Annotated in this window: 19 protein-coding genes; 14 read left to right on the top strand and 5 right to left on the bottom strand. The window is 57.3% G+C overall.

Going from position 1 to position 25,331, the window contains the following annotated elements:
- The first annotated feature begins 96 nt into the window (after positions 1-96).
- Genes PKY88_05260 through PKY88_05250 form a run of 3 tightly spaced genes read left to right on the top strand, consistent with a single transcriptional unit; the run spans position 97 to position 3,918 of the window.
- Positions 97-1,116, top strand: coding sequence for an aldo/keto reductase (locus PKY88_05260; protein HOQ04602.1), 1,020 nt, complete (start codon positions 97-99; stop codon positions 1,114-1,116).
- Positions 1,117-1,159: 43 nt separating this feature from the next.
- Positions 1,160-2,857, top strand: coding sequence for an alpha-L-fucosidase (locus PKY88_05255; protein ID HOQ04601.1), 1,698 nt, complete (start codon positions 1,160-1,162; stop codon positions 2,855-2,857).
- The gene (locus PKY88_05250; GenBank protein HOQ04600.1) at positions 2,854-3,918 is read left to right on the top strand and encodes a zinc-binding dehydrogenase; all 1,065 of its coding nucleotides are present in this window, start codon (positions 2,854-2,856) and stop codon (positions 3,916-3,918) included. Before PKY88_05255 ends, PKY88_05250 begins: the two co-directional genes overlap by 4 nt.
- Positions 3,919-3,951: 33 nt before the next feature.
- Here PKY88_05250 and PKY88_05245 read toward each other — a convergent pair whose 3' ends face one another.
- The 3 genes from PKY88_05245 to nadB all read right to left on the bottom strand — a co-directional run bounded on the left by PKY88_05245 (position 3,952) and on the right by nadB (position 8,309).
- A complete protein-coding gene (locus PKY88_05245; protein ID HOQ04599.1) occupies positions 3,952-5,034 on the bottom strand; it encodes a glycoside hydrolase family 88 protein in 1,083 nt (360 codons plus the stop codon).
- 20 nt (positions 5,035-5,054) lie between these two features.
- Entirely contained in the window at positions 5,055-6,608 is a 1,554-nt protein-coding gene (locus tag PKY88_05240; GenBank protein ID HOQ04598.1) for a hypothetical protein, read from the bottom strand.
- Positions 6,609-6,692: 84 nt separating this feature from the next.
- A complete protein-coding gene (nadB, locus tag PKY88_05235) occupies positions 6,693-8,309 on the bottom strand; it encodes an L-aspartate oxidase (protein ID HOQ04597.1) in 1,617 nt (538 codons plus the stop codon).
- Between the two features lie 221 nt (positions 8,310-8,530).
- On the opposite strand from nadB, the gene PKY88_05230 reads away from it, so the two are divergent.
- The 6 genes from PKY88_05230 (at position 8,531) to PKY88_05205 (ending at position 16,372) form a co-directional block, all read left to right on the top strand.
- Positions 8,531-9,163 (top strand): lamin tail domain-containing protein, encoded by a 633-nt coding sequence (locus PKY88_05230; GenBank protein ID HOQ04596.1) that lies wholly within the window; start codon positions 8,531-8,533, stop codon positions 9,161-9,163.
- 80 nt (positions 9,164-9,243) lie between these two features.
- Positions 9,244-10,857 (top strand): lamin tail domain-containing protein, encoded by a 1,614-nt coding sequence (locus tag PKY88_05225; GenBank protein ID HOQ04595.1) that lies wholly within the window; start codon positions 9,244-9,246, stop codon positions 10,855-10,857.
- 105 nt (positions 10,858-10,962) lie between these two features.
- Positions 10,963-11,802: a prepilin-type N-terminal cleavage/methylation domain-containing protein gene (locus tag PKY88_05220; GenBank protein ID HOQ04594.1), complete on the top strand. Its 840-nt coding sequence runs from the start codon at positions 10,963-10,965 to the stop codon at positions 11,800-11,802.
- 480 nt (positions 11,803-12,282) lie between these two features.
- Positions 12,283-12,786: a sigma-70 family RNA polymerase sigma factor gene (locus PKY88_05215; GenBank protein HOQ04593.1), complete on the top strand. Its 504-nt coding sequence runs from the start codon at positions 12,283-12,285 to the stop codon at positions 12,784-12,786.
- On the top strand, positions 12,783-15,242 hold the full coding sequence (locus PKY88_05210; protein ID HOQ04592.1) for a carboxypeptidase regulatory-like domain-containing protein: 2,460 nt from the start codon (positions 12,783-12,785) through the stop codon (positions 15,240-15,242). The genes PKY88_05215 and PKY88_05210 overlap by 4 nt, the downstream gene beginning before the upstream one ends.
- Complete coding sequence (locus PKY88_05205; GenBank protein ID HOQ04591.1) at positions 15,212-16,372, top strand: hypothetical protein; 1,161 nt, start codon at positions 15,212-15,214, stop codon at positions 16,370-16,372. Before PKY88_05210 ends, PKY88_05205 begins: the two co-directional genes overlap by 31 nt.
- Before the next feature lie 9 nt (positions 16,373-16,381).
- Here the strand turns inward: PKY88_05205 and dnaA are convergent, their stop codons facing one another.
- Positions 16,382-17,764 (bottom strand): chromosomal replication initiator protein DnaA, encoded by a 1,383-nt coding sequence (dnaA, locus tag PKY88_05200; GenBank protein HOQ04590.1) that lies wholly within the window; start codon positions 17,762-17,764, stop codon positions 16,382-16,384.
- Between the two features lie 443 nt (positions 17,765-18,207).
- Between dnaA and PKY88_05195 the strand changes: the two genes are divergently transcribed.
- The 5 genes from PKY88_05195 to PKY88_05175 all read left to right on the top strand — a co-directional run bounded on the left by PKY88_05195 (position 18,208) and on the right by PKY88_05175 (position 24,745).
- The gene (locus PKY88_05195) at positions 18,208-19,704 is read left to right on the top strand and encodes a hypothetical protein (protein ID HOQ04589.1); all 1,497 of its coding nucleotides are present in this window, start codon (positions 18,208-18,210) and stop codon (positions 19,702-19,704) included.
- Between the two features lie 68 nt (positions 19,705-19,772).
- Complete coding sequence (locus tag PKY88_05190) at positions 19,773-21,509, top strand: hypothetical protein (GenBank protein HOQ04588.1); 1,737 nt, start codon at positions 19,773-19,775, stop codon at positions 21,507-21,509.
- Positions 21,510-21,744: 235 nt separating this feature from the next.
- Complete coding sequence (locus PKY88_05185; protein HOQ04587.1) at positions 21,745-22,872, top strand: right-handed parallel beta-helix repeat-containing protein; 1,128 nt, start codon at positions 21,745-21,747, stop codon at positions 22,870-22,872.
- A gap of 27 nt (positions 22,873-22,899) precedes the next feature.
- Positions 22,900-23,502, top strand: coding sequence for a hypothetical protein (locus PKY88_05180; protein ID HOQ04586.1), 603 nt, complete (start codon positions 22,900-22,902; stop codon positions 23,500-23,502).
- A gap of 76 nt (positions 23,503-23,578) precedes the next feature.
- Positions 23,579-24,745, top strand: coding sequence for a hypothetical protein (locus PKY88_05175; protein HOQ04585.1), 1,167 nt, complete (start codon positions 23,579-23,581; stop codon positions 24,743-24,745).
- 254 nt (positions 24,746-24,999) lie between these two features.
- Here the strand turns inward: PKY88_05175 and PKY88_05170 are convergent.
- Positions 25,000-25,331 (bottom strand): hypothetical protein (locus PKY88_05170; GenBank protein HOQ04584.1); only part of this gene is annotated, 332 nt, incomplete at its 5' end.

Raw genomic sequence — 25,331 nt, 5'->3', positions numbered from 1 at the left:
AAAGCCTTTAACCGTTGTATGGAGAGTTTTGGGGCATCTGCTGACCTAAAAATAATGCAGAGCCCCTGCGGCAGTTGATGTGTTCAGGAGGCCAGGATGAATTTTGACCATATCCCGCAGGCCGTTGAGCCCTCGAAGGTGCCCGTTCGGGTCTTGTACACGGGAGCGAAGATTCCGGCGATTGGGCTGGGTACGTTCGGGTCGGACCGCTTTTCCGCCGACCAGGTGGCGCAGGCCGTCGGCGAGGCGCTGGCGGCCGGATATCGGCATCTGGACTGTGCGGCGGTGTACGGCAACGAAAAGCAGATTGGACAGGTGCTGCAGTATTATTTCCGCAGCGGCCGGCTGAAACGCAGCGAGCTGTGGATTACCTCCAAACTCTGGAATGATATGCACCAGCGGGTGGAGGAGGCGTGCCGGCGTTCGCTGGAGGATTTGGGGCTGGACTATTTGGATTTGTATCTGGTGCACTGGCCGTTTCCCAATTATCACCCGCCGGGATGCGATGTGCACTCGCGCAGTCCGGACGCCAAGCCGTATATCCACGACAATTATATGAAGACCTGGCGCCAAATGGAGCGGCTGGTGGAGCAGGGGCTTGTGCGGCATATCGGCACATCGAATATGACCATCCCCAAGCTCAAACTCCTGCTGCGGGATGCCCGCATCAAGCCGGTGTGCAATCAGATGGAGCTGCATCCGCATTTTCAGCAGCCGGAGCTGTTTGCCTTTTGCGTGGAGCACGGCATTGTACCGGTCGGGTATTGTCCGCTCGGCTCGCCCGCCCGTCCGGACCGGGACCGAACCCCCGAAGATACGGTGGTGCTGGAAGACCCGGTGCTGCGGAAGATTGCCGCTCGGCGGTCAACGACCGTGGCCGCGGTGTGCATCCGCTGGGCGATTCAGCGGGGACAGATTCCGATTCCGTTTTCACTGCATCACTACGCCGACAATCTCCGTGCGGCGGTCAGCGAGCCGCTCAGCGAAGACGAGATGGAGCAGATTCGGCGGATTGATAAAAACTGCCGGCTGATTAAAGGGCAGGTCTTTCTGTGGAAGCCCAATCAGTCCTGGGAGGACCTGTGGGACCCCGCGGGCGAGATTACGCCGCCGTAAGAGCGGCTGCAACGGACCATCGGGCAGATAGAAAGGAGTCGGTATGAGGAAAACGGAAATATTGACGATGCTGGCGGCGGTTGTGCTGGGGGGCTGTGCCGAACGGGAGCGGGTGGAGCGGATGCAGACCGGGCCGTTTGAGCCGGCCTGGGAATCGCTGAGCCGCTATGAGACGCCGGAGTGGTTTCGGGATGCCAAGTTCGGCATCTGGGCGCATTGGGGGCCGCAGTGTGCACCGGAGCGCGGCGACTGGTACGCGCGGTTTATGTATATGGAAAATGCGCCGAGCTGGGCGGGCGATATTTTTGCCTATCATCGGCAGCGCTACGGCCATCCGTCGCAGTTTGGCTTTAAGGATGTGATTCATACCTGGAAGGCCGAAAACTGGGACCCGGACAAACTGCTGGCGCTGTATAAGCGGGTCGGGGCTCGCTATTTTGTGGCACTGGCCAATCATCACGACAATTTCGACAACTGGGACAGCAAATACCAGCCGTGGAACTCGGTGAAGGTCGGCCCGAAAAAGGATTTGATTGCGGGCTGGGCGGAGGCGGCGCGCCGGCAGGGCCTGCGCTTCGGCGTCAGCGTCCACGCCTCGCACGCCTGGACCTGGTATGAGCCGGCGCAGGGAGCGGACAAAACCGGGCCCTATGCCGGCGTGCCGTATGACGGCAAGCTGACGAAGGCGGACGGCAAAGGGCTCTGGTGGGAAGGACTGGACCCGCAGGATTTGTACGCCCAGAATCATCCGCGCAGTGCGGATGCGGAGGACCCTTCGGCGATTCACCGCCAGTGGGACTGGGGAAACGGCGCCAGTGTTCCGGATGAGGCGTACTGCCGCAAGTTTTACAACCGCACACTTAATTTGCTCAACCGCTATCGGCCGGATTTAATTTATTTTGATGATACGGCCCTGCCGCTGTATCCGGTCAGTGATGTCGGTCTTCGGATTGCCGCCCACTATTACAACAGCAGCATCCGCTGGAACAAAGGGAAGCTGGAAGCTGTGCTGACCGGCAAGGTGCTTACGCCCGAGCAGCGGCGGTGCATGGTCTGGGATATTGAGCGCGGCACCAGCCCTCAGATTGAGCCGCTGCCGTGGCAGACCTGCACATGTCTGGGCAGCTGGCACTATGACCGGCGGATTTACGAGCAGCGCCGCTACAAAAGCGCCAAGACGGTCGTTCAGATGCTGGTTGATATTGTCAGCAAAAACGGCAATCTGCTTTTGAGTGTTCCGCTTCGAAGCGACGGCACGCTCGATGCCGAGGAAGAGCGGATTCTGGAGGAGATTGCGGCCTGGATAGATGTCAACGGAGAGGCGATTTATGCAACGCGTCCATGGAAGGTGTATGGAGAGGGGCCCGCGATGAGCGAAGCGGCTCCGATTCGGGGGGCCGGATTCAACGAAGGACGCGGCAGACCGCTGACCGCCGAGGATGTCCGCTATACGGTCTCTAAAGACGGACGGACGCTGTATGTGTTTCTGATGGGAAGACCCGCCGCCGGACAGACCGTTGTCCTGAAAACGCTTCGGCTGAAGAATGCGTCCGGTCAGGGACGTGTGAACCTTTTGGGATGGGCCGGGCCGATTGACTGGAGCGTCGATTCGGCGGGGCGGTTGACGGTGACATGGCCGGCGATGGAAACAGAGCGTCCGTTTGACGCCTTTACCTGTGTGCTGAAAATCAGTGGGTTTGAAATGGATGTGCAGGAATCTGATGCAGGGGAAAAATTATGAAAGGAAAGATGAAAGGGGCGATTCTGCCCGGCAACAGTACCGCGGTTCTCAAAGAGTTTGACATTCCCGTACCCGGACACGGAGAAGTGCTGATTCGGATGAAATCCTCTACGATTTGCGGCTCGGATATTCGTTGTATTTATCACGAGCATCTAGGGAAAGGTCCGGAGGGCTATCAACCCGGGATGATTGCCGGACACGAGCCTGCCGGACAGATTGTCGAGACGGGGCCGGGATGTCGGCGGTTCAAGGAAAGCGACCGGGTGATTGTCTATCACATCTCCGGCTGCGGGCTGTGCAATGACTGCCGGCGCGGGTACTACATCTCCTGCACCAGCCCGTATCGGCGGGCCTACGGCTGGCAGCGGGACGGCGGGATGGCCGAATACCTGCTGGCCGAGGAGAAAGACCTCATCGCGCTGCCGGATGAGCTGAGTTATTCCGACGGGGCGCAGGTGGCCTGCGGTTTCGGCACGGTCTATGAAGGGCTGGAGAAAATCGGCGTCTGCGGCAACGATGCGGTTCTGATTACGGGTTTGGGGCCTGTCGGCCTTGCGTCGGCGATGCTGGCCCGTGCGATGGGTGCCCACAAAATCATCGGGATTGAAGTCATTCCAGATCGGCTGCGGATTGCCGAACAGCTGGGGCTGTTTGACGTTCTGCTGCCGGCTGGACCGGGGAACGTCCAGCAGGTTCGCGACCTGACCGGCGGGCACGGCGTCGAAAAATCTGTGGACTGCTCGGCGAATGAAACGGCACGGCTCACCTGCATTCAGGCGGCCCGCAAGTGGGGTAAAATCGTCTTTCTGGGTGAAGGCGGCACCTGCCGGTTCCAGCCGTCGCCGGATATTATTCACGACCAGAAGACGATTTACGGTTCGTGGGTGACGTGCCTGTGGCGGATGGAGGAGCTGGTCGAACGGCTGGTGCGCTGGAAACTGCACCCCGATCGGCTGATAACCCACCGTTTTGCCCTGGCGCAGGCGGCGGAGGCCTATGCGCTGATGGCCTCCGGCCGCTGCGGCAAGGTGGCCGTTGTTTTTGATGAAGAGCTCAAATAAACGTTCGGCTTTTTACGAGCCGGCGTTTGTGTTTTAGGGCTTGAGCTGGTGAGAAATCAGCCACAGGACGGGGGCCTGCCCGTGCAGGTCGCCGACGACGCGCGGCCGCTTCAGATAAAACTCAATGTCATCCTGCTGGCCGGTGCCGACGCAGACCTCGCGGACATTGCCTTCCCGGTCCACGTGGGCAATCAGGGCCTTCTTGGCCGCTTCGACAGCCGGCGCATATTGTGATTTCTTCAGCCAGCCGTGTTCGACGCCGACGGCCATCGCATAGGCGAACATCGCCGTGCAGGAGCTTTCAGGCCACGAATACGGATAATCCACCAGCTGCCTCCACATCCCGTTGTCGGATTGATAGCGGAGCAGCGAGGCCATCATCTTTTTGTAGCCGGCCATAATTTCGGGACGGAGCCGGTGGTCGGCCGGCAGCGAGCTGAGCACCTCGGCCAGCGAAGAAGCCACCCAGCCGTTGCCGCGGCCCCAGAAGTAGTGGAAATCGGGCCCGTGGAAGAACAGACCGTTGGGCTGCTGGAGCTTCTTCAGGTAGGCCGCCAGCTGCATCGCCGCCCGGTCGGCGTATTTGGGGTCGCCGGTCGCTCGATAGGCCTGAATCTGGAGCATTCCGACCATATACATATCGTCAATCCACCAGCGGGTCTGGCTGGTCAGGCCGTCCTCCTGTGTGGTTTCCCACTGGCTGTCGGCGAAGGTCAGACCCAATTCAAGCCAGCGCTTGTCGCCTGTAATTCGGTAAATCTCAAACGGCACGATGCCTTCGACATTGTGGTCCACGTGGGAGTGGCGTGAAATCAGAATGCTGTCCGGTTCCAGAAATTTTTCATAGCGGGCGATGATTTTTTCAAGCAGGGCCTTGTCGCCGGTATAGTCGGCAAACCGCAGGGCCCCGACGGCTGTACAGGCCTCGGCATAGTGAAGCCCTTTCCCGGGCCGATAAAGCGAATAATCCTTGCGGTCCAGCAGATTCTGGACGACACGCCGGCCGACTTCCTTCAGTTCCGCCTCGGAGGTCGGTTTGGTTTTTTTCGGAGCAGCGGCACAGGAAGCACACAGCACCAGTCCGGCACACACAATCGGCAGCATTCGTTTCATCATCAGTCTCCTGTAAAAGAAGGTTATCGATTCTCCGATTCCGTCAGTCGATAGCTCACAAAGGCAAATTCCCGGCTGTCGGGCGACCAGGAGGGCACATTCAGGGTCCCCTGTCCGCCGAAGAGCCGTGTCAGCATTCGCGGCTCCTCTTCATGGTCGGTCGGCAGAAGCCGCAGGGCAATCTCCTGCTGAGCCGGGTGGCCTTTGACGCTTTTGTGATATGAAAGAAAGACAATCCATTTGCCGTCCGGCGACGGATGCGGGAACCAGTCGTTGTACTGGTCGTCGAACGTCATCAGGACGGGGTGGGTTCCGTCGGCGTTCATCCGCCAGAGAAACATCGGGCCTTCCCGGTCGGAATTGAAGTAGATAAAGCGGCCGTCGGGAGAATAATCCGGCCCGTCTTCGTGGGCGGGAGTGTTCGTCAGCTGCCGCTCCGGGCCGCCTTTAAGGTCGATGGCATAAATATCATATTGCCCGCTGCGCTGAGCACAGTAAACCACGGTTTTCCCGTCCGGCGAAACGCCGTGCCAGTAGGACGGACCCTGCGGAGTAATCAGCCGGGGTCTGCCCCCTTTGGAAGGCACGCGGTAAATCTTTGATACGCCCTTGTCATCGTGGCTGAGAAAAATCCATTGGCCGTCCGGTGAGAATCCGTGGTCGTTGTTGCACCGGTCGGCAAAGCCGGTATTGAGCCGTTTGGGCGTGCCGCCCTCGACGGGAATGGTATAAAGCCGTCCGGCGCTGTTAAACAGCAGCGTTTTGCCGTCGGGCGACCAGTTCGGGGCCTCCATATGCATTTCGGTTGTCGAAAAGACGACACGCCGCCGTCCGGTTTGGATGTTGAAAATTTCCAGACTGCTTTCGAGCATCCGGTTTTTCTCCTCAATCAGCCCCCGCGTTCGGATGGATACGTTTTTGAAGACGGCCTGAGCTGTCTGCGTGTTGTCATGCGAGCAGACAATCAGACCGGCGTAAACGGGTTCGCTCATCGGGACGACGACCGTGCCGACCGATTCGAAGGTTTTGCCGTCTTCGGAGACGGACATCGTGAAAAGCCGGCCCTGTCGGACCAGGCGGATGTACGGGGGATTCGGCAGGCCGCAGGGCACCTCCATCGTCGGGCCGTCCTGCATCCGGCGAAACTGCAGCGCCGCGGCGCCGCTGCCGTGAACGACGGCATCGACATAAGCCGCATCGGGAGCCATGCCCTGACGAATCATCCAGCCGGCCTTGCGGTGGGGGTGGGTGCCGGCGGCCCATTCGACCTGAGCGGTCAGTTCGACATCGCCGACGATTTCCTTCCAGGCGAAGTGAAAGGCGTCGCTGTGATACCAGATGTTTTCGCCGCTGCCGGTCACTCGGTAGAGTCCGCCGGAGGGGTCATATTCGGTTCGGCCGGCGACAGCGGTTTCGCCGACATCGCGCGAGCCCTCAAAAAGCCCCAGGGAAGAGCCGCTGCACGCACAGCCGAATGCGGCGGCGCGGAACAGAAGGACGGCCGAAAGCAGAACCCCCAAACACGGCAGGGCGGTTTTGTGTCCAAACACGGTCTGGTTTCGGCTTTTTCGTTCCATCGGTTCTCTTCCCGGCTGACCTGTCCAGCCGCCGAGATTGTAGCCGACCCGCCCCGTTCACGCAACCTGTTTGTCTGAGTTCGCTCAGCGGGACAGTTCGATGTGTCTGAGGAAGTGGTCGTTGTCGGGCGAGGGGTAGTCCTGCCGGAAGTGGACGCCCCGGGATTCCTTTCGCTCTTCGGCGGCACGGGCCATCAGCAGGGCCAGCGTGAGCATATTCTGGCATTCCCACCCGAACGGCGTATCAAAGACCTTGTCCATCACATAACGCTGCCAGAAGCGGATAATCTCCTGGGCTTCGACCAGCGGTGTTTCCCGGCGGGTGATGCCGACATTGCGCCACATCAGGGCCCGCAGCGAATTGCGGACGTCGTCGGTGTCCAGATGACTGCGGCCGGAATGCGCAATATGAAATTCAATTCGTTTGGGACGCAGGTGTGTTCGCGGGCGTTTGAGGCCTTCGGCGGCGTGTCGTCCTGCAATGCGGCCGTACACCAGACCTTCCAGCAGCGAGTTGCTCCCCAGCCGGTTGGCCCCGTGCAGTCCGGTAGAGGCCGCTTCGCCGCAGACATAAAGGTTGGCAATGTTCGAAGCGGCGTTTCGGTCCACCTTGACCCCGCCGATGAGATAATGGGCGCTGGGACGCACGGGGATCATCTCCCGGCTGATGTCGATGTCAAAGGATTCGCACAGTTCGCTGATGACCGGAAAGCGCTTGCGGAAATGCTCTTTGTCAAAGTGCCGGATATCCAGATAGACATGAGTCGAGTTGGTCTTGAGCATCCGGTCGAGGATGGCCCGACTGACGACATCGCGCGGGGCCAGCTCCGCATCCGGGTGGTAGTCTTTCATAAAGGCGTTTCCGTCGCGGTCGCGCAGGATGGCGCCTTCGCCGCGCAGCGTCTCGGTAATCAGGGCACGCGAAGCGCCGGCGATATACAGCGTTGTCGGGTGAAACTGCATAAACTCCAGGTCCCGCAGGACCGCCCCCGCGCGATAGGCCATCGCCAGCCCGTCGCCGGTGGCGTTTTCCGGGTTAGTGGTTTCCCGATACAGCCGGCCGGCGCCGCCGGTGGCCAGAATCGTTCGGGCCGCCCAGATGATTTGCAGGGCGTTGCCCGCCCGATGCCCGATAACGCCCAGGCATTCATTTTCGTCATTGGTCAAAAGGTCAATGGCGAAGAAGTGCTCGAGGATGCGGATTTGCGGCATCGAATGCAGTTTTCGAATCAGGCCTTCGGCGATGCCGCGGCCGGTGGAGTCGCCGTGGGAGTGGATGACGCGCGGGTGCGAATGGCCGCCTTCGAGTGTGGCGTCCAGAATCCCGTTGGTTTTGTCGAATTCCGTCCCCCAGTCCAGCAGTTCCCGAATGAGGGCCGGGCCTTCCGAAACGACCTGCCGGACAACCTCGGGCTCACACAGGCCGGCGCCGGTCGCCATGGTGTCGGCGATGTGGCTTTCGATGCTGTCTTCATTCCGCACCACGGCGGCAATCCCGCCCTGCGCATTCCAGGTATTCGAATCGGCCAGCGTTCCCTTGCAGACCAGCGTCACCGAAGCGCCGCATCCGGCCGCCTCGATGGCCGCACGCAGTCCCGCTATGCCCGAGCCGATAACCAGACAGTCCGTAAAGAACTGCTGCGTGGACAAGCTGTCAATCGGCACCAGATACCGCCGAAATTCCGGCTGCTTCGAAGGCATTCGTCATCCTTTCTTGTTTCAATAGGCATCCTCTGACCCCACACCGCGCAGACCGGACGGTGTTCGTCCGCTGGTCGGCGGCTTTTTACGAAAGTTTAACAGGCCGCTCGTTTTCTGTAAACATTGTTCTGTATAGTCGTTTGCATTGCAGAGAATATTCACCCCCCGCAGGGGCTGAAATCAATCAGACAACCAATCAATTTGGAAGAGGAGACAGGAAGATGAAAAGAGTTCTGGCGGGAATGATGCTGCTGGCGGCGGCCGTACAGTCCAAGGCGGGAATCTTTATTACCGAATGGATGTACGACGGGCCGGGCGGCGAGTTTGTGGAGTTTACCAACATCGGTTCGACGGCTGTCGATATGACCGGCTGGAGCTTTGATGACGACAGCCGGACTCCCGGCAGTGTGAATCTGAGCGTTTTCGGACTTCTGGCTCCGGGCGAATCGGCGATTCTGACGGAAGCAAATCCGGCGGCGTTTCGGACGGCCTGGAATCTGGGGGCTCAGATCAAAATCATCGGCAATCTGACGCACAATCTGGGCCGACGGGATGAAATCAATCTGTATGACAGCCAGGGCAGTCTGGTCGATCGGCTCACCTACGGCGACGACACCATCGGCGGACCCCGCACCCAGAATTGCAGCGGCAACATTCTTGTGCAGAATCTGGGCGGAAATCTGGCAGCGGCCGCGGTACGGTCCGCTGTCGGCGATGCCTTCGGTTCCTATGCCTCCGGCGGAGGGGCTGTGGGCAATCCCGGTTATTACTATGCCGCCATTCCTGAACCTGCCACGATGGGAATTCTTGGAGTTGGTCTTGCGATGATTCTCGGGCTTCGGCGCCGCGGATAAGACTCCAGCAGCTACTTTACTTCATCCGGTGTAAGACGGTTCACAAAGCCGTCTTACACGTTTTCAGAAGGGAGCAGGTCATGAAAAAGGTTATGGTGCTTGTTTTGGGTGTTCTTCTGGGCGGTGCAGCCGGTGCTCGGATGGTGATAACGGAATGGATGTACAGCGGCGTCAACGGAGAATTTGTGGAGTTTACCAATGTCGGTACGACGTCGGTGGATATGACCGGCTGGAGTTTTGATGACAACAGCCGCACGCCCGGCAGCGTCGATTTGAGCGCATTCGGTCTGGTCTCACCCGGCGAGTCTGTGATTTTGACCGAGGCCGATGCGGCGGCGTTCCGGACGGCTTGGGGGCTGGGGGCGTCTGTGAAAATCATCGGCAATCTGACGCACAATCTCGGGCGAAATGACGAAATCAATCTCTATGACGCCGGCGGAGTGCTGATAGCCCGTCTGACCTACGGCGACCAGGACTTTCCGGGCACGATTCGCACGCAGAATACCAGCGGAAATGTTCCGTCATCCGATTTTGACAAGCAGACGGTTCAGGCATCCTGGGTGCTTTCTTCGGTCGGCGATTCGTACAATTCCCGACAGTCCGCCGGCGGCGATATCGGAAATCCCGGCTTTTATCCATTGGCCGGAACAGTGATTCCGGTCGGCGGCCTGATTGTCAATGAGTACAGCGCCGTCGGCTCGGAAAAATACCTCGGCAGCGAGCTGTATGCGGATGCAAACGAGGTGGATGTGTACTTTCAGGCCCTGGCGGACGGCAAACATCCGGGCAAACTGACCGGTGTGCTTCCGAACGGCCGCATCCAGGGCAACGGCAGCGACTGGATCGAACTGGTGGTGACGCGCGACGGCTTGGATATCCGCGGCTGGGAAATCCGCTGGGCCGAGACAGACAAAATCGGGGCTCCGGAGGCTGACGGAACGGATATCTGGTACGGCGACGGAATGGTGGAGCAGGGCATTCTCAAGTTTTCCAATCACCCCGTCTGGTCCAACCTTCGGGCCGGAACGATTCTGACGCTGGTGCAGGAACACACCATCTATGTGGATACCGTCAACGGCAACCGGACCTATCAGGTCGCTCCCGGTCAGACGCAGGCGGTGATTCATCTGGGAACGGATTTAAGTTTCAACCCGGCTGCGGGCGACTGGTGGCTCAATGTGAGTGTGCGTCAGGAAGCCGAAAAAACCGACCCCAACGCCCGGCTGGTGACCTCCGTTCACAATGTGCTCAATCACGCCGTGTGGGATTTCGGCGTGGGCAATGATAACTGGGAAGCGCGGATTGTGGATGCAGCGGGACGTCTGATTTGGGGGCCGGTCGGCGAACATCTGGGGCCGCAGTACTGGGGCGGCGCGGGGTTGAGCTCCACCGAAGTCGCCCGGCTGGAAGCCGACCCGTCGGCGTCCGTAACCGGTGCGTCCTTTGATGATGCCTCCTCGAGCTCTTTCGGAATGGCCAATCGATGGGCGGAGATGGTTCAGAACTTTCGCCTGCTGCGGGGACCGTATCGGCCGGCGGATTGTTATGAAACCCTCGCACTGGGCTACGGCAGTCCGCTCGATGTCAATCGGGACTGCCGGATTGACCTGACGGACTTTGCAGGGTTTGCCTCGGTGTGGATGAAATGTGTGGATCCGGAGGATGCCTCCTGCTCGACACCCTGGGCGAATTAATAAACTTTCCTCCACATAAGTGAATGCGGTTGTTCGTATGTCCGTCCAGACAGCGGACATGCGAATTTTTAAAAGGATTAGAAGAATGGAAACGGAAGGATGCAGATGAAGCGAAAAGGATTTACGCTGATAGAACTGCTGGTGGTCACGGCCGTGCTGGCGCTGCTGCTGAGTATCCTCACACCGGCCCTGCGCAAAGCCCGGGCCTACGGCAGGGCTTTGGTCAGTCTTTCCAACACGCGGCAGTGGGGAATGGGCGCGATGATGTTTGCGGCCGAGAACAGCAATTTCCTTCCCTGGGAGGGCAACAAAGACGAAAACCTGGGTGACAATTTCTTCAATCCGAAATGGTGGGCCAACGCCGTTCCGCCGATGCTGGGCCAGGAACCCTACCGAAGCATCAGTGAACAGGCAGTTCAAAGCGGGGGGACCGTTCCGCTGCCGCCGTGCAAGTCGAGCATTTTTATTGACCCGGCGGCCCGTTTCCCGGAGGGTTTTACCCGCAGCGCCGTGCGGTTTTATGACAGCATTGCCAATTATGAATATCAGCTTTTCTTCTGCTATGTCTGGAACTCGGAGATGAACAACGGACCGACCGCCAGTGTGCTGGATGATATGGAAGAGGTCAATCTGACCCGGATTCGCCAGCCCGGCCAGACGGTCCTGATGCTCGAAATGCGCACGACCAACGACGAACTGGACAAGTCGGATTACAATTATTATCGAACCCGTTCGCTGCTGGGCCGGCACCGCGGCGACTGGAAGCGGTTCGCCCGGCGTCATCTCAAAGGCGGCCATATTGTCTTCTGCGACGGGCATGCGGAACGCGTGGATTATGAACGGGCGACAACCAACCGACAGGGCTCGCGGAATCCGGATTACCCCGGCGGAAACTGGAATCAGACGGACTTGATTTGGAATGCCTTCGGCCCGTCAATTAAATGAGCGGCGCAGACCGTCCGGAACCGAAGTGAGCGGAGAAAAATTCAAAAAATTTTTTCGCGTCTGATAAAAAAGCCGCTGCGAACGTCAAATAAAAGTTTGCGCAGTAATACTGGAACACAAAATTATTTATGTTTTTTCAGGCGATTGCCGAAATACCAGACAGCAAGTTAATGGCTCTTAATCAGTGACCCAAAAGGCCATCTTAGCCGGGGAAGGGACGGCGAAAAGTGACCCGCACACAAGGCTGATGGTAAACGCCCGCCGCAAACCTCAAGGCCCGCTAAGCCCTGTACGAGAAGAGCCATTCAAATCAAAGAAGGGAGAGCATCGGCGGCCCTCCCTTCTTTTTTTGTCTGCTCAAACTCGATATACTCCACCTTGAATGCGCCCGCAATTTTTTTGATAATTTCCTCCTGAAACGGTGTCTATAAAAAAGGAGAGCAGAAAGGAGTTTTTTGGGCGGCGGCGGAAGACAACCTAGTGCAGCAGGCCCAGCAGGGCAGCCGGCAGGCCTATGCGGATCTTATCCGGACATACTATGGGTCTGTCTATATGGTTTGTTTGGGGTATTTGGGAAATCCGGCGGATGCGGAGGATACGGCTCAGGAGGTTTTTTTGAAAGGATATACGAAAATTCGAACCCTCCGCCGTCCTGAACAGTTTGAGGGATGGATTCGACGGATTGCCAAAAATGAATCCCGAAATTTCCTTCGCCGCCGGAGGAAAGAGACGTCCTTGTTTTCTTTTCCGGCGGAGATTTTTGCCGCAAAAGATTGTTTGGAAACATCTTACGAAGAACTTCAATCGGCGATTGCCGGGATGCCGGCGGATTTGCGCGTGCCTTTGCTGATGTACTATTTTGACGGCCGCAAAGCCGACCACGTGGCCCAGGCCCTCGGGGTGTCCCGCATCAGCATTTATCGGCGGCTCAAAGAGGCCGTCGGGCTGCTGGGCGAGGTGCTCCGGAAAGGACGGGAAGGATGAAGGACTCCTGCCGCGACATTCGCGAACTTCTTGCAGAACGGCTGCTGGGGCCGCTTGCTCCGGCGCAGCTGGAGCGGCTCGAACGGCATCTGGAGGGGTGTGCTGCCTGCCGACAGCTTGCCCAGCGGCTGGAAAAACACGACCGGTATCTTTCGGATTGGAGCCAAATGATGCGTGCCTATTTGTCAGACAAGGCGGAACGGGCCGCGGAGGCCTTTCTGGCGGCCGGACCCATTCGGCAGACCCGTCCGCTCCGCTGGGGCTGGATTGTTTCGGCGGCGGCGGTGGTGATGGCAGGGGCGGCCGTTTGGCTGATCCAGCCCAGCCGCAAAGACATCGAATTCCGGCACGAACTGTTCAAAGGGAAAGAAATTGTGTCGGAACCGGCTCCTGCCGACCGGATTTCCGCTGTGCCGGTCGTACGAAATCAGGGGCAGCTGGAGGAACAGACGAAAATCCAGCTCCGGCAGGCCCGGTATTTCTTTGAGACGAAAAATATCCCGGCCCTGGCGGCGCTGTTTCAGACCGGCACGCAGCCGGCCCGCCTGGCGGTGCTGGATTATCTGGCTCAAATCAATACGCCCGAGGCCCTGCGGGTACTGGAAGACCTGCAGAAACAGTCTGCTCCGCCGCCCGCCGAGCCCAATCAGCATTCTGCGATTGTGCCCCGCGCCGGTTCGGTGCCGGGTGCTGCGAAAAAGCAGACCGAACCGCCGGCCGCAGCTGTCGAACCAGCCCGACCGGTTTGGTTTGATCCCAATGCAGTCGATGCCGACAACTGGCGGACCGGTGTGCTGGGCATTCAGGTCATCGATGCCGTCACCGGCGAACCTATTCCCGGCGCAGAGCTGAAGTTTGATATAGGTCCCAAAATAAACATTCCCAAAACCGCCTTTACCAATCAGTTCGGCCGGTATGAACTGAATTATTATGAGTCGAAGATTGCCTTTCTCGATGTAGAGATACGCAAAAAACCCTATCTCGGAGCTCAGCTGTACTGGGGCATGAATTCTCCCGTCGATACGTTGGTTCTGCCGCTTCAGAGGCGGGTTTCTCTTCGGCAGGGATGTGCCGTGGGCGGCCGAGTGGAAACGATTGATGGCAAACCGGTGGAAGGGGCGGCAATCGATTTTTCCTTTCATCGAACCGGCCGAGAGGAAGAATATCCTCTGGTTGAGGATGCCGGGCTCAAAACTGATGCAGACGGAAGATGGGAACTCCAAACCTTCCCATGCGATTTAGACTATGGAACCTTCGATATGAACGTACAGCATCCGGAGTATGTTCCGGAAAAGCCGTTCAGCATTCAGCCGCTGCCGGAGGATTTGCGGAATAAGACGTTTCTGGTCCGAATGAAGCAGGGACTTGTTATCTCGGGTCAGGTGACGGATTCTCAAGGCCGTCCGATTGAGGGAGCCCGTGTCTTTGCAGGGGCAGACCGATTTGTGCAGGGTGTAAAAGAAACAAAAACCGATGCGGACGGTCGCTACAGACTGACAAACTGCACGATTCAAAATCTGACCATAACAGTAACCGCACGCGGGTATGCTCCGGTCCTGCAGGAGCTGAGCGTTGAAGAGAATCTTCAGAATGTGAATTTTATCCTGAGTCCCGGATATCAGGTTCTTGTGCGAGTCATCGACTCGAAAGGATATCCTCACCAGGTCCAGACGGATGCGATGGGATTCTGCACCCTCGAAGATTTGCCGCCGGATGAAGTGAGGTTTTCGGTCCGGAAGGAAGGATATGCTTTTTATCATGGTTATCCGATAACCGCGTCAGAGCAGAATCGGTATGAGATTGTTCTTTACCCGACAGGCAAACTGACCGGCCGCGTGCTGGATGCCCAAACCGGTCTTCCGGTGGAGCGGTTTCAGATGACGCCCGGGATTGACTGGAATAACAGCCAGCAGCCCATTTGGCAAAACAGCCAGAGAAGAATTTGTACGAATGGAGTCTATGAACAGCTGCTGTATTATCAGGATGTCGGCTGGGCGGTTCAGATTGAGGCCGAGGGATATTGGCCTGCCCAAAGCAAGGTCTATATCAATCAGGGCCGAGACATCGTCGAGGATATCTTTCTCGCGAAAGAGCGGGGACCTGCCGGAACCGTGTATCTGCCGGACGGAGCACCTGCCGAATCAGCGGAGGTGTATGTCGTTCAGCAGGGCCGCTCTCTTGCACTGGAGAATGGATATGTCCGGGATTCGACCCGACGGGCGGCCCGTACCGATTCAGAAGGCCGGTTTGAGCTGCCGCCGGTATCTCCTCCTTATAATTTGATTATTCTGCATGAGGTCGGCTATGGAGAGATTTCCGATGAAGCCTTTGAACAAAACCTTCCTATCACCCTGCAGCCCTGGGGTCGTGTGGAAGGAACGGTCTATCAAAACAACAAACCCGCCCCCAATCAGAAGATTTCTCTGTGGGGCATTCGAAGTCCGATGCGGCGCTGAGCGTCATCTATGATGCGGTCTCCGATGCGGAGGGGCGATTTGTCTTCCACCGTGTTTTCCCCGGTCGTGTTCAGATTTCCCGTTCCATTGCGGTCAGGCCTATGATAAGCCGCCTTGCAGATTCCATCCAGATTGAGGTTCGGTCTGGTCAGACGACCTTTACGGCCATTGGCAAGGGTGGCCGCCGCGTGACGGGACGGCTGATTCTGTCGGATGAAATGCGGGCGGACCGCAGTGATCATATTGACTTGTTCCTTCAGCCGGAAGAGGCTGAGCCGGAATGGCCGTCTTATCCCGATTTCGAGATGCCGGAGGATTATTTTGTGATGACCTTACAGGAGCGCCGGCAGTGGCAGGAGGAATTGATGCAAAAACCCGAGGTCCAGCAATACCTGGCCGTTCTCGAAAGAGCCCGGCAAAAAATGGAAGATTCGATGCCGGCTTTCAGCACCAATGTGACAGTATCGCCGGACGGGACGTTTTGGGCTGACAACGTACCCGCCGGCGGATATGTCTTGTCCGGGAATATTTTTGACCCGGAAAGCAGGAAGCAATCCGAGGAAGGGCACCAAAGCCTGCTGGGAACTGTGCAGTTGAAACTCACCGTCCCTGCAGCGATTAATGAGGCGGATTATGAGAAACCTGTTGACATCGGCAATGTGCCGGTTCGAGCTGTCTTCTCTGTTCGGCTGGAACAGCCGGTTCCGGACCTGGAATGGAAAGACCTGAAAAACCGCTGGGCTTTCTTAAAAGATTTCCGGGGTCGTTATCTGCTCGTGGATTTTGGGATGCTGGCGGAAAGCGACAATCCAAAGGAAATCGTCGAGCGGCTGAAATCTGTATCCGAAAAATTTGGACAGACCGGCCGGTTTGAAATTCTCAGTTTGTTTTCGAATGTTCGTATTGCCGCTGATTCCCTCCAGCGGGCGCTGGAGTACCTTCAGAAACAGCAGAGTATTACATGGACTTTGGGTACATTTCGCTTGGACAGCCCGGCTTTTTCCACTATGCGTTATTCTTCTCTGTTTCTGGTGGACCCGCAGGGGCGGCTTGCGGCGCTGGACATCCCGCTGGATCGGCTGGAGGAAACCCTGGCGCACTATCTGCCCGCAGAGCCGGCAAATCCATGACCGCCGGTTTCAGGAGATTTTTTCGATGAGCCGCTCGAGCAGCTCCTTGGCGGGCACGGAACGAAAACCCGCCGCGCTGCGCCACCGAAGCGGCGTATTCCGCTCGAGGGCCTCCTCAATCTTCCGGCAGGCCAGAATGACCGTGGCGTGATTCTTGTTGCCCATCGCCTTGCCGATTTCCGGAAACGACATCTTGGTAAACCGCCGCGTCAGATACATCGCCAGCGAACGGGCCAGCGAGACCGTCCGTTCTTTCCGGGCCGAGTGAATATCCGCAGGCTTCAGGTCGAAAAACTCCGCCACAACGGACACGATGTCGGAGTTGTGCACCACCGGGTCGGTGCGGGCGATGTGCTCCGATAGGATTTGCCGGACCTCCTCGAGCGTGATGGCTTTTTGTGTAAGCGTGCTGTAGGCCGTCACCTTCAGCAGAGCCCCCTCCAGCTCGCGCACACTCGAACTGATAGCGCCGGCAATGTATTCGGCCACCTCTTTGCGAAGCGGCTGGCCCATTCGTTTCGCCCGGTGCATCAGAATCCGACAGCGCGTATCGAAATCCGGCGGGTCAATCCGAATCACCATCCCCGAGACGAATCGGTTAACCAGTTTCTCGCACAGGGCCCCGATTTCCTTCGGGTGGGCATCTGACGCCAGCACAATCTGCTTGCCTGCCAAATCGATGCTGTTGAACGTATGCAGAAATTCTTCCTGCATCGCGTTTTTGTTGGACAAAAAGTGGATATCGTCGATAGCCAAAAGGTCCAGATTGCGAAAGCGGTTTCGAAAGGCGTCGAGTTTTCGTGTTTTCAGAGCCAGAACATATTGATTGGCAAAGTCCTCCGCCGACAGATACAGCCATTTAGCGTGCGGACGCCGGCGGGCGATTTCGTTGCAGATGCCCTGAAGCAGGTGTGTTTTGCCTACTCCATATCCGCCGTGATAAAATAGGGGATTGAACGGACTTTTCTCCTGTTCAACCACCGTTTTAGCCGCATTGTAAGCCAGCTCATTTTTGGCCCCGACGACAAACGTATCCAGACTCATTTTCAGCGGTTCGGTGCGTTTGGCGGCGGATGCGTTCGCTTTGGGCGCAGCGACGGAGCCGTTGACGGCTCCGTTCGGCTTGGCCGCAGGACTGAGCGTGCGGTCGGTGATGTACTGAATCGGACGTTTCTGATGCAGAACCGCCTCCATCGCCTTCTGCAGCGGCTTTTCAAAGTGGCTTTGAATCCACTGCGAGATAAACGGATTGGCCACGGCGATTTCCAGACACTCTTCCCGGAGTGTCAGACGCGTCGCATTGCGAAACCAAATTTGATATTGCTGAGCACCAATCTGGCGGGCCAGATGGTCCTGAATCGCATTGATTTCTTCCGTGAAGACGGCCTCCATGGGTTTCTTCCCTTCTTTCTGTGTCAAAAGCAAAGTTGTGTTTTCGGTTCGGCCTATTCGATACGTTTTTTAAACAGCGGCTATGATAGACCCGTGTGGAATTCCGATGCAAATGGAATTTTAACGGTTTCTTTTCCACAGCCGCCAGATATCGAAAAACAAACGAGTTGGAAAGAAAAAAAAATTCTTATAAACGGCTTATCCACACCGCAAATCGGTTTTGTGGATAACCGGTGGGAACTGAGTCTGAAGCGGGGAAAAAATCCGCCGTATCAATATTGATAAAACGAAAAAATCTGGTATAATGTTTGCTGTTGATAAAGGAGGACAAACAGACAAAACAGGGCTTTCAAGCGAAACATCCCGATTTTTTTTCAACGCTCGGCCGTTGCTTGTCGTTGCTGAAATATCGATGAGATTGACACCCTTGAAGGAGTGCACGTATGACCCCCGCCTTTTCCGACAGCCCCGCAGAGCATTTCCGCCGGGAGCCGATTGATTCGTTTCCGCTAAATCGTCCTCCCAGAACCCGTGCAGAGTTAAAAGGGTTTCTTCAGTCGCATCTGGATATTTGTGTGCCGGATGCATCGGTCTGTCCGGACCACAGCAGCCTGATGGATTACCTTTGGCACACCTGGCGCACGGATTTTGCCGAGCTGCGTCCGGCAGGGCAAATCAGCGGAGACTGCATCGTCTGGGCCAACCGCGGCGGCGGCAAGACGCAGCTGGCGGCGATTGCAACGCTTCTGGAAGGTCTTTTTAAAGAAGACTGCCGCACACGCATTGTCGCCGGCTCGCTGGACCAGGCCGGACGAATGTATGAACATCTGACCGATTTTGTCCGGAGCGCCTTTCCTGAGCAAATCGCAGGCCGAGTGCTCCGGGAGCGGTGCCGATTCAAAAACGGCACCCAGGTTCGGCTTCTGGCTCAATCGCAGCGGGCCCTCCGCGGCCATCACGTGCAGAAACTTCGCTGCGATGAGGTCGAGCTGTTTGATGAAGCGATTTTCAGCGCCGGCAAGTTTTGTATAAAAAGCCGCGGTGCCCTTCAGGGAGCGATGGAGTGCCTCAGTACAATGCATCGCCCGTGGGGGCTGATGCAGAAAATTCTGGCCGAGGGCGCTGCAGCGGGCATCCCGATTTTCAAATGGTGCCTCTGGGAGGTCATTCAGCGCTGTGGGCCGGACCGAAGCTGCAGCCGATGTTCCCTAAACAGCGATTGTCAGGGCAAGGCGAGGCATTCCGACGGCTTTCTTTTGATTGATGACTGCATCGCGCAGATGCGCCGCAGCAGCCGGGCGGCCTTTGAGTCGGAGATGCTGTGCATCCGGCCCAGTCTGGAGAACGCCGTCTTTGCGGATTTTGACCCGGCAGTGCATGTCCGTCCGTTCGAACTGGACCCTGTTCTGCCGCTGTATCGGGCGATTGACTTCGGCTATGTCCATCCCTTTGTGTGCCTGTGGATTCAGGTTGACCCGGCCGGGATCGTGCGTGTGGTTGATGAGTATGTTCAGTCTCGCCGGACGCTGGCCGCCCATGCGGAGGAAATCAAACGCCGCACACCCGGCGGACAGGCCGTTCGCACCTTCTGCGACCCGGCAGGCAAACAGCCCAGCGACGAAAGCGGGCTTACACCGGTGGAGGTCCTCAAATCCTGCGGCATTCCGGTTCAGTCCTGTCCGAGCCGCATCGAAAACGGTCTGGAGCTGATTCGCCGGCATCTTCGGGCCGGGGACGGCACCAGCCGGCTTCTGATTGCACCCCGGTGCCTCCGGCTGATTGAGGCGATGCAGGGCTATCACTATCCGCAGCGTCCGGTCAGCGGCAGCCCGGAAACCCCGGTCAAAGACGGTGTTTATGACCACCCCATCGATGCACTGCGGTATTTCTTTGTCAATTATTTCAAACCGAGCAGCAAGATTCGACAGGTTCGCTGGTAGCGGCGGGGAAAGAATGGAAACGGCGATGCCGTTCGGATACAATGCCCTGATTGAGCGGAGATGCAGGGATGAAACCATTGAGCAGATGGATGTGGATTATTGCCGGATGGCTTTCGGCGTTCGGGGCCGCTGCAGCCGAGCCGTCGGGTCAGCCGGCTCGTCGGGTGATGGCGTTTTATTATCCGTGGTACGGCACCGCCGACGGCCCGGGCGGGGCAGGCCGAGTTGTGCACTGGGGGCGGATTGAGGCGGACAAAAACGAGATTTCCGACAGCACCCACTATCCGCTCGGCGGGGCCTACGATTCCCACTGCCCGCAGGTGATAGACCGGCACTGCCGACAGGCCCGGGAAAGCGGCATCGATACGCTGATTGTCAGCTGGTGGGGAGCGGGTTCTTACGAAGACCGAGCCATGCCGCAAATCCTCGATGCCTGCCGGCGGTACGGACTGACGGCGTCGGCTTATTACGAAACGGTTCCTCCGCCGCAGACGGCACAGTCGGCCTGCAGCGACATCCTTCGCCATGTGCTGCAAAACTACGCTTCGCATCCGGCCTGGCTGCGGCACAACGGCAAACCGGTCGTTTTTGTGTACGGCAGGGCCGTCGAGGAAATCGGGCTGTTCGGCTGGCATCAGGTCAAAGAGCGGCTGGAAACCGAGTTTCCGGGCGGGGCGGTTCTGATTGGCGACGGCTTTTCGTATGGGACGGCGGCGGTCTTTGACGGGCTTCACACCTACAATCCCGCCGGCGAGCTGGCCGACAAGACACTCCGGCAGCTGCGCAGCTGGTGTGCACAAACCTATCCGCAGTGGATTCAAACGGCCCGACAGCAGGGCCGAATCGCCGCCTTGACCATTATTCCCGGATATGATGATACAAAGATTCGCACGCCGGGCCTGAAGGTGTCTCGTTTAAACGGCGACCTGTATGCCCTGCAGTGGGCGGCGGCCCTCCAGGCGGCTCCCGACTGGATTCTGATTACCAGTTTTAATGAGTGGCACGAGGGCAGCGAGATTGAGCCGTCGGTCGAATACGGCGATGCCTATTTGAAACTCACCGCCCGCTTCAGCTGCGAGTTTCGAGCGGTATCTTCCGCCCCCAAAACGGTTGAACCGGTTCTGTCGGCGTCTGTTCAAAAACGGCTTCAGGAGGCATTCACAAACCGGTCGATTGCCGTGCTGCCGGAGCCGTCCTCAACGGCGTTTTGGCTGCTGCTGAAGCAAAAATGCGATTTAAAAATCCTGACCTGGCAAGAAGCGGTCGGCGGGGACTTAACGAAGGAGCGTTATTCGATGCTGCTGTATGCCGGCGGCGAGACCTATCGCACAACAGTTTTTCAGGAGGGCGATGTCCAACGTGCGCTGGAAGCATATGTCAAATCCGGCGGCATTCTGGCGGTGCTGCCCGCGCAGCCCTGGCCGTTTTATTACAACGAGCACGGACGCGTTGTAAACGATTCAGCCCGGTACGGCCTCCCAATTAAGGGGGGCTGGGAGCAGCCGCCTGCCGGCAAAGAATTGTTTTTCGAGCCCTCGGCAGAAAGGAAGGTCCTTTCCCAACCTATTCTGTTTCCGGCCTCCGGAGACCGCCGCTGGCGACCGTTTGTTCGCAGTCCGCATCACGCCGAATACCGGCCGCTGCTGGTTCTTAAAGACCGGCAGGGCAATTCCTATGGGGACGGTTTGGTCCTTGTCAAAACCGCCGACGGCGGCACCATCGCCTACAGCTGGTTCGGTTTGCTCAACACCCCGCAGGCGGAAACCATTTTGGCGGAATTGTTCCTGCAGCTGATGGAACAATAAGCATTTTTTATCAGACGCAGAAAAAACGCCTGTTTTCAAATCCAGCAGGCGGTTTTTTTCTTGAATCAGTGGACAGAAAAACGATAAAATAGGTAAAATATCGTTTGCTTTTTTGCAGGAAGACGTTGGGGTGAGGACGGGTAAGAAGGCCGCCGACAGGGTGTTGATGGGGGCATTTCGAACGACCTGCCTTGACAGAGTTTTTTCAAAAGTACTGTGTTGAAAGGAGAATCGTATGTTTGGCAGGACATTTGCAAAAGGGCTGGCGGGGTTGATAGCAGCGTTGATGGCGGCGGCGACGGCGGGTGAATTGAATCCCTCGGCTCCGCCCACGAGCGGGACGATGAAGCCCCTGGACCAGGTTGAGCCCCGCACCGCGGTTTGTGCGGCCAATACGCCGGGTGACGGCTCCTATGCGTATGTGATTTCACAGCCGGGCAGCTATTATCTGGTGTGGGATGTTATTGTCACCGTCAACAAAGGCGGGATTCGAATTGCGGCCGACCATGTGACGCTCGATTTGATGGGCTTCCGGGTTGAAAATACCTTTGTCGGCCCAAAAGTGGCGGATGGAATCGCCATAACGGGAGGGACGAGAAAAAATATTGTCATCAAAAACGGAACCATCCGCGCCTTTCGTTACGGAATCTTCAACAGCTCTGTCAGTGACGCGGATATTCAGATTCTGGGGGTTACCGTCCTCAACAATGTCGGCTACGGGATTTGCCTGAATACCAGCATCGCCGATTCCGGCGGCGGAATCATTGTTCGAGACTGCATCGCGGAAGACAACGGCATGACCGGAATCTTGGTAGGCAACAGCGCAAAGGTGGAATGCTGCACGGCCAATCGGAATCAGACGGGGATTGCCGCCGGCGAAGGCGGCATCATTCGCGGGTGCAATACGTCTTACAATGCGCAGGTCGGCATTGTAGCCGGAGAAAATAATCTGGTGGAGAACAATGTCAGCAGCCGCAACGGACAAAGCGGGATTACGGCCAACTCGACCTCCACCATTCGCGGCAACAGTGTTTTTTCCAACGGCGACTATGGGATTTTTGCCGGCTACGGCAGTGTTGTGACGGACAATACCGCCCGGTCGAATCAGAACCACGGGATTCGTGCCTATAGTGCGTGTGTTCTCAGCGGCAATACATGCTCCAACAATCAGACCAGCGGTATCTTTGTCATTGCGGGTTCGACGGTCGTCAGGAATTCGGCCTATATGAATCAGCAGAACGGCATTTACGCCTCCGGGTGTCTGGTGGATCAGAACACGTGTGTGAACAACAATCAAATCGGTAGCAGCTATGTGAACCTCTATACCTCCGGCTGCACGCTCGGAATCAATCATGCCCCGTAGCCGTCCGGATTCAAAGGAGACGAAACGATGAAAAACCGATGGATGATTTGGCTGGTTGTGCTGGGAGCGCTTGGACGGGCGGAAAACATTGACCCCTACAATACGGATTCCCAATACGGCTGGGCGGAGAACGCCGGCTGGCTCAATGCAGAACCCGGCGTCGGCGGCGGGATGCAGGTGGACGCCAATCAGGTCAGCGGCTGGGTCTGGGGCGAAAACATCGGCTGGATTAATCTGCACTGCATCAATACCAACAACTGCCGCAATGTGCGGTTCGGCGTGGCCAATGACGGCGCCGGCAGCCTTTCCGGCTTTGCCTGGGGCGAAAACGTCGGCTGGATAAACTTCAGCCCGACCTACGGCGGTGTGACGATTGATTCTCAGGGGCGGATGACCGGCTGGGCCTGGGGCGAAAATATCGGCTGGATTCGGTTTGACGGGACTCAAATCTGGTCGGTGCGGGTGTGCATTGTGACGCTCGACGACCTGGCCAATTTCGCCTCCGACTGGCTGGCGGTCGGCTCGCTGCCGGGCAACCTGGACCTGACAAATGCGGTGGATATGGCTGACTTTGCCCTCTTTGCACAAAAGTGGCTAACCTACTGTCCCGACGGCTGGCTGCTCAAATAAACTGTGCCGCAATTGTTCTTATCGTAAAAAGCCGATTGTATTGCGGGCAGTTGAGATTCAGGGAAAGGAGAAGGGTATGTTCCGGAAAAAGTCCATCCTGTTTCTTTTTGTTTTTCTTTTGATTGTTGGGGTTTCCGCCGGGGTTTGGGCGGGCAATCTGGAACCATCCGAGCCGCCGGGGTCCACAATGAAGCCCCTGGACCAGATTGAGCCGCGAACAGCCCTGATTCCCGGACCGGTGCCCATCGGGGCCGATTATCGGGTTTTGATTCAGGAGCCGGGCACGTATTATCTGACGGCAGACATTACGATTAATTTCCGCCACGCTGTTAAAATTACGGCCTCGAATGTGACGCTGGATATGAACGGCTTTCGGCTGTATTCTTCCTGGACGCCGCCGACGCTCCAGAATCAGGACTTTGACGGGATTCACATTGCAGGCGGCTGCGAGAATATTGAAATCCGCAACGGTTCGATTGTCAGCGATACCGCTGAGGGGCAGAAGGGTTTCCGATACGGAGTTTATGCCGCAGAAACCTCTTGCTGTATCCGGCTGTCCAATCTCTCGGTCATCGGCAGCCGCCGGGAAGGGATTTGGCTGGGGGGCGGCGGCTCTCAGGTGAACGGCTGTACAGTCTGCCGAAACGGAACCGGTGTTTATGTAGGCCGTAAGAGTACGGTTGAATTCTGCCGCATAGGGGAGAACACAACAGACGAGCTGACTAATATTTGCGGGATTGTGGGCGGCGGGTGCAATAGGATTGTCGGCAACCTTGTTTTTCAAAATGGTACAGATGCATTGGGCAGTGTGTGGGGTATCCTGGCCGGAGAAGGTTCTGTTGTGAAGGAGAACGTCGTATGCGACAATGGGGAAAATTGCAGCGGATACGTTGAGGGCATTTATGCCGGGATGGGTTCTTTGGTAGCCGACTGTACCGTGACCGGCAATGGAATGTTGGTTTCTGATTCCATTGGCATTTGGGCTGGTAAAGGAGTATCCATCATCGGCTGTGCGGTGTATCATAACGGCTATTATGCCCAGTCCTCCTCCGCGGGGATAGCGGCTGATGAGGGCTGTACCCTGAAAAATAATGTTGTCTATAGCAATGGATTAGGATGTGATGTCTGCTTGGGTATCTATGCCCCCTTTTATTGTCTTCTGGACGGCAATGCCGCTTATGGACAGACAGAAAATATCTATACAAACACCGGCTGTGTCTTAGGACTGAATATGGCGCCGTAGAAGTGTTTTTTCTCTCTTCTTTCTTAAAGGCCCTGACAGCTTCCGTTGAGCCAAAAACCCGACGTGTAGGGATTGTTGCCGACTCGCCGAGAGATTGGGCGGTTGCGAGGAGAATAGCCCCGGGCGCGAGCCCGGAGAAACGAGACGCGTCCTTTTTCCTGTTCTTCTCTTCAAAACTTCCATTTCAGAGAGAAAACAAAACGGGCCGGGATAAATCCCGGCCCGCTGACTTGTTCGGAGTCCACGGATAGTTTTTATCCGTTGAAGTCTTTGAAGTCATCTTCCGTTCCGGTTGTTTTGGAAACGGCAGAATCTTTTTTCAGACTGGGGCGGCTTTTCCCTTCCGCAATCTGATGGAAAATCTGGTCGCTGCGCTTCATCGAAGCTGTGCTGCCGGTCTGTGCGGAGCCCGCAGCGGAGGCGGATAATTTGCCGCCGACCATGTTGACTAAGTCCTGAACGACACTGTACATCTGCTGGGCCTGAGCGGACAGTTCCTCGGCGGCACTGGCGGATTCTTCCGCGGCTGCCGCATTCTGCTGGGTGACCTTGTCCATCTGGGATACGGCGGTGTTAATCTGCTCAA

The organism is Anaerohalosphaeraceae bacterium, assembly GCA_035378985.1.
Lineage (GTDB): Bacteria > Planctomycetota > Phycisphaerae > Sedimentisphaerales > Anaerohalosphaeraceae > JAHDQI01.
Note: the sequence above shows the minus strand (reverse complement) of the source record. Positions and strands in the feature narration are given on the sequence as shown.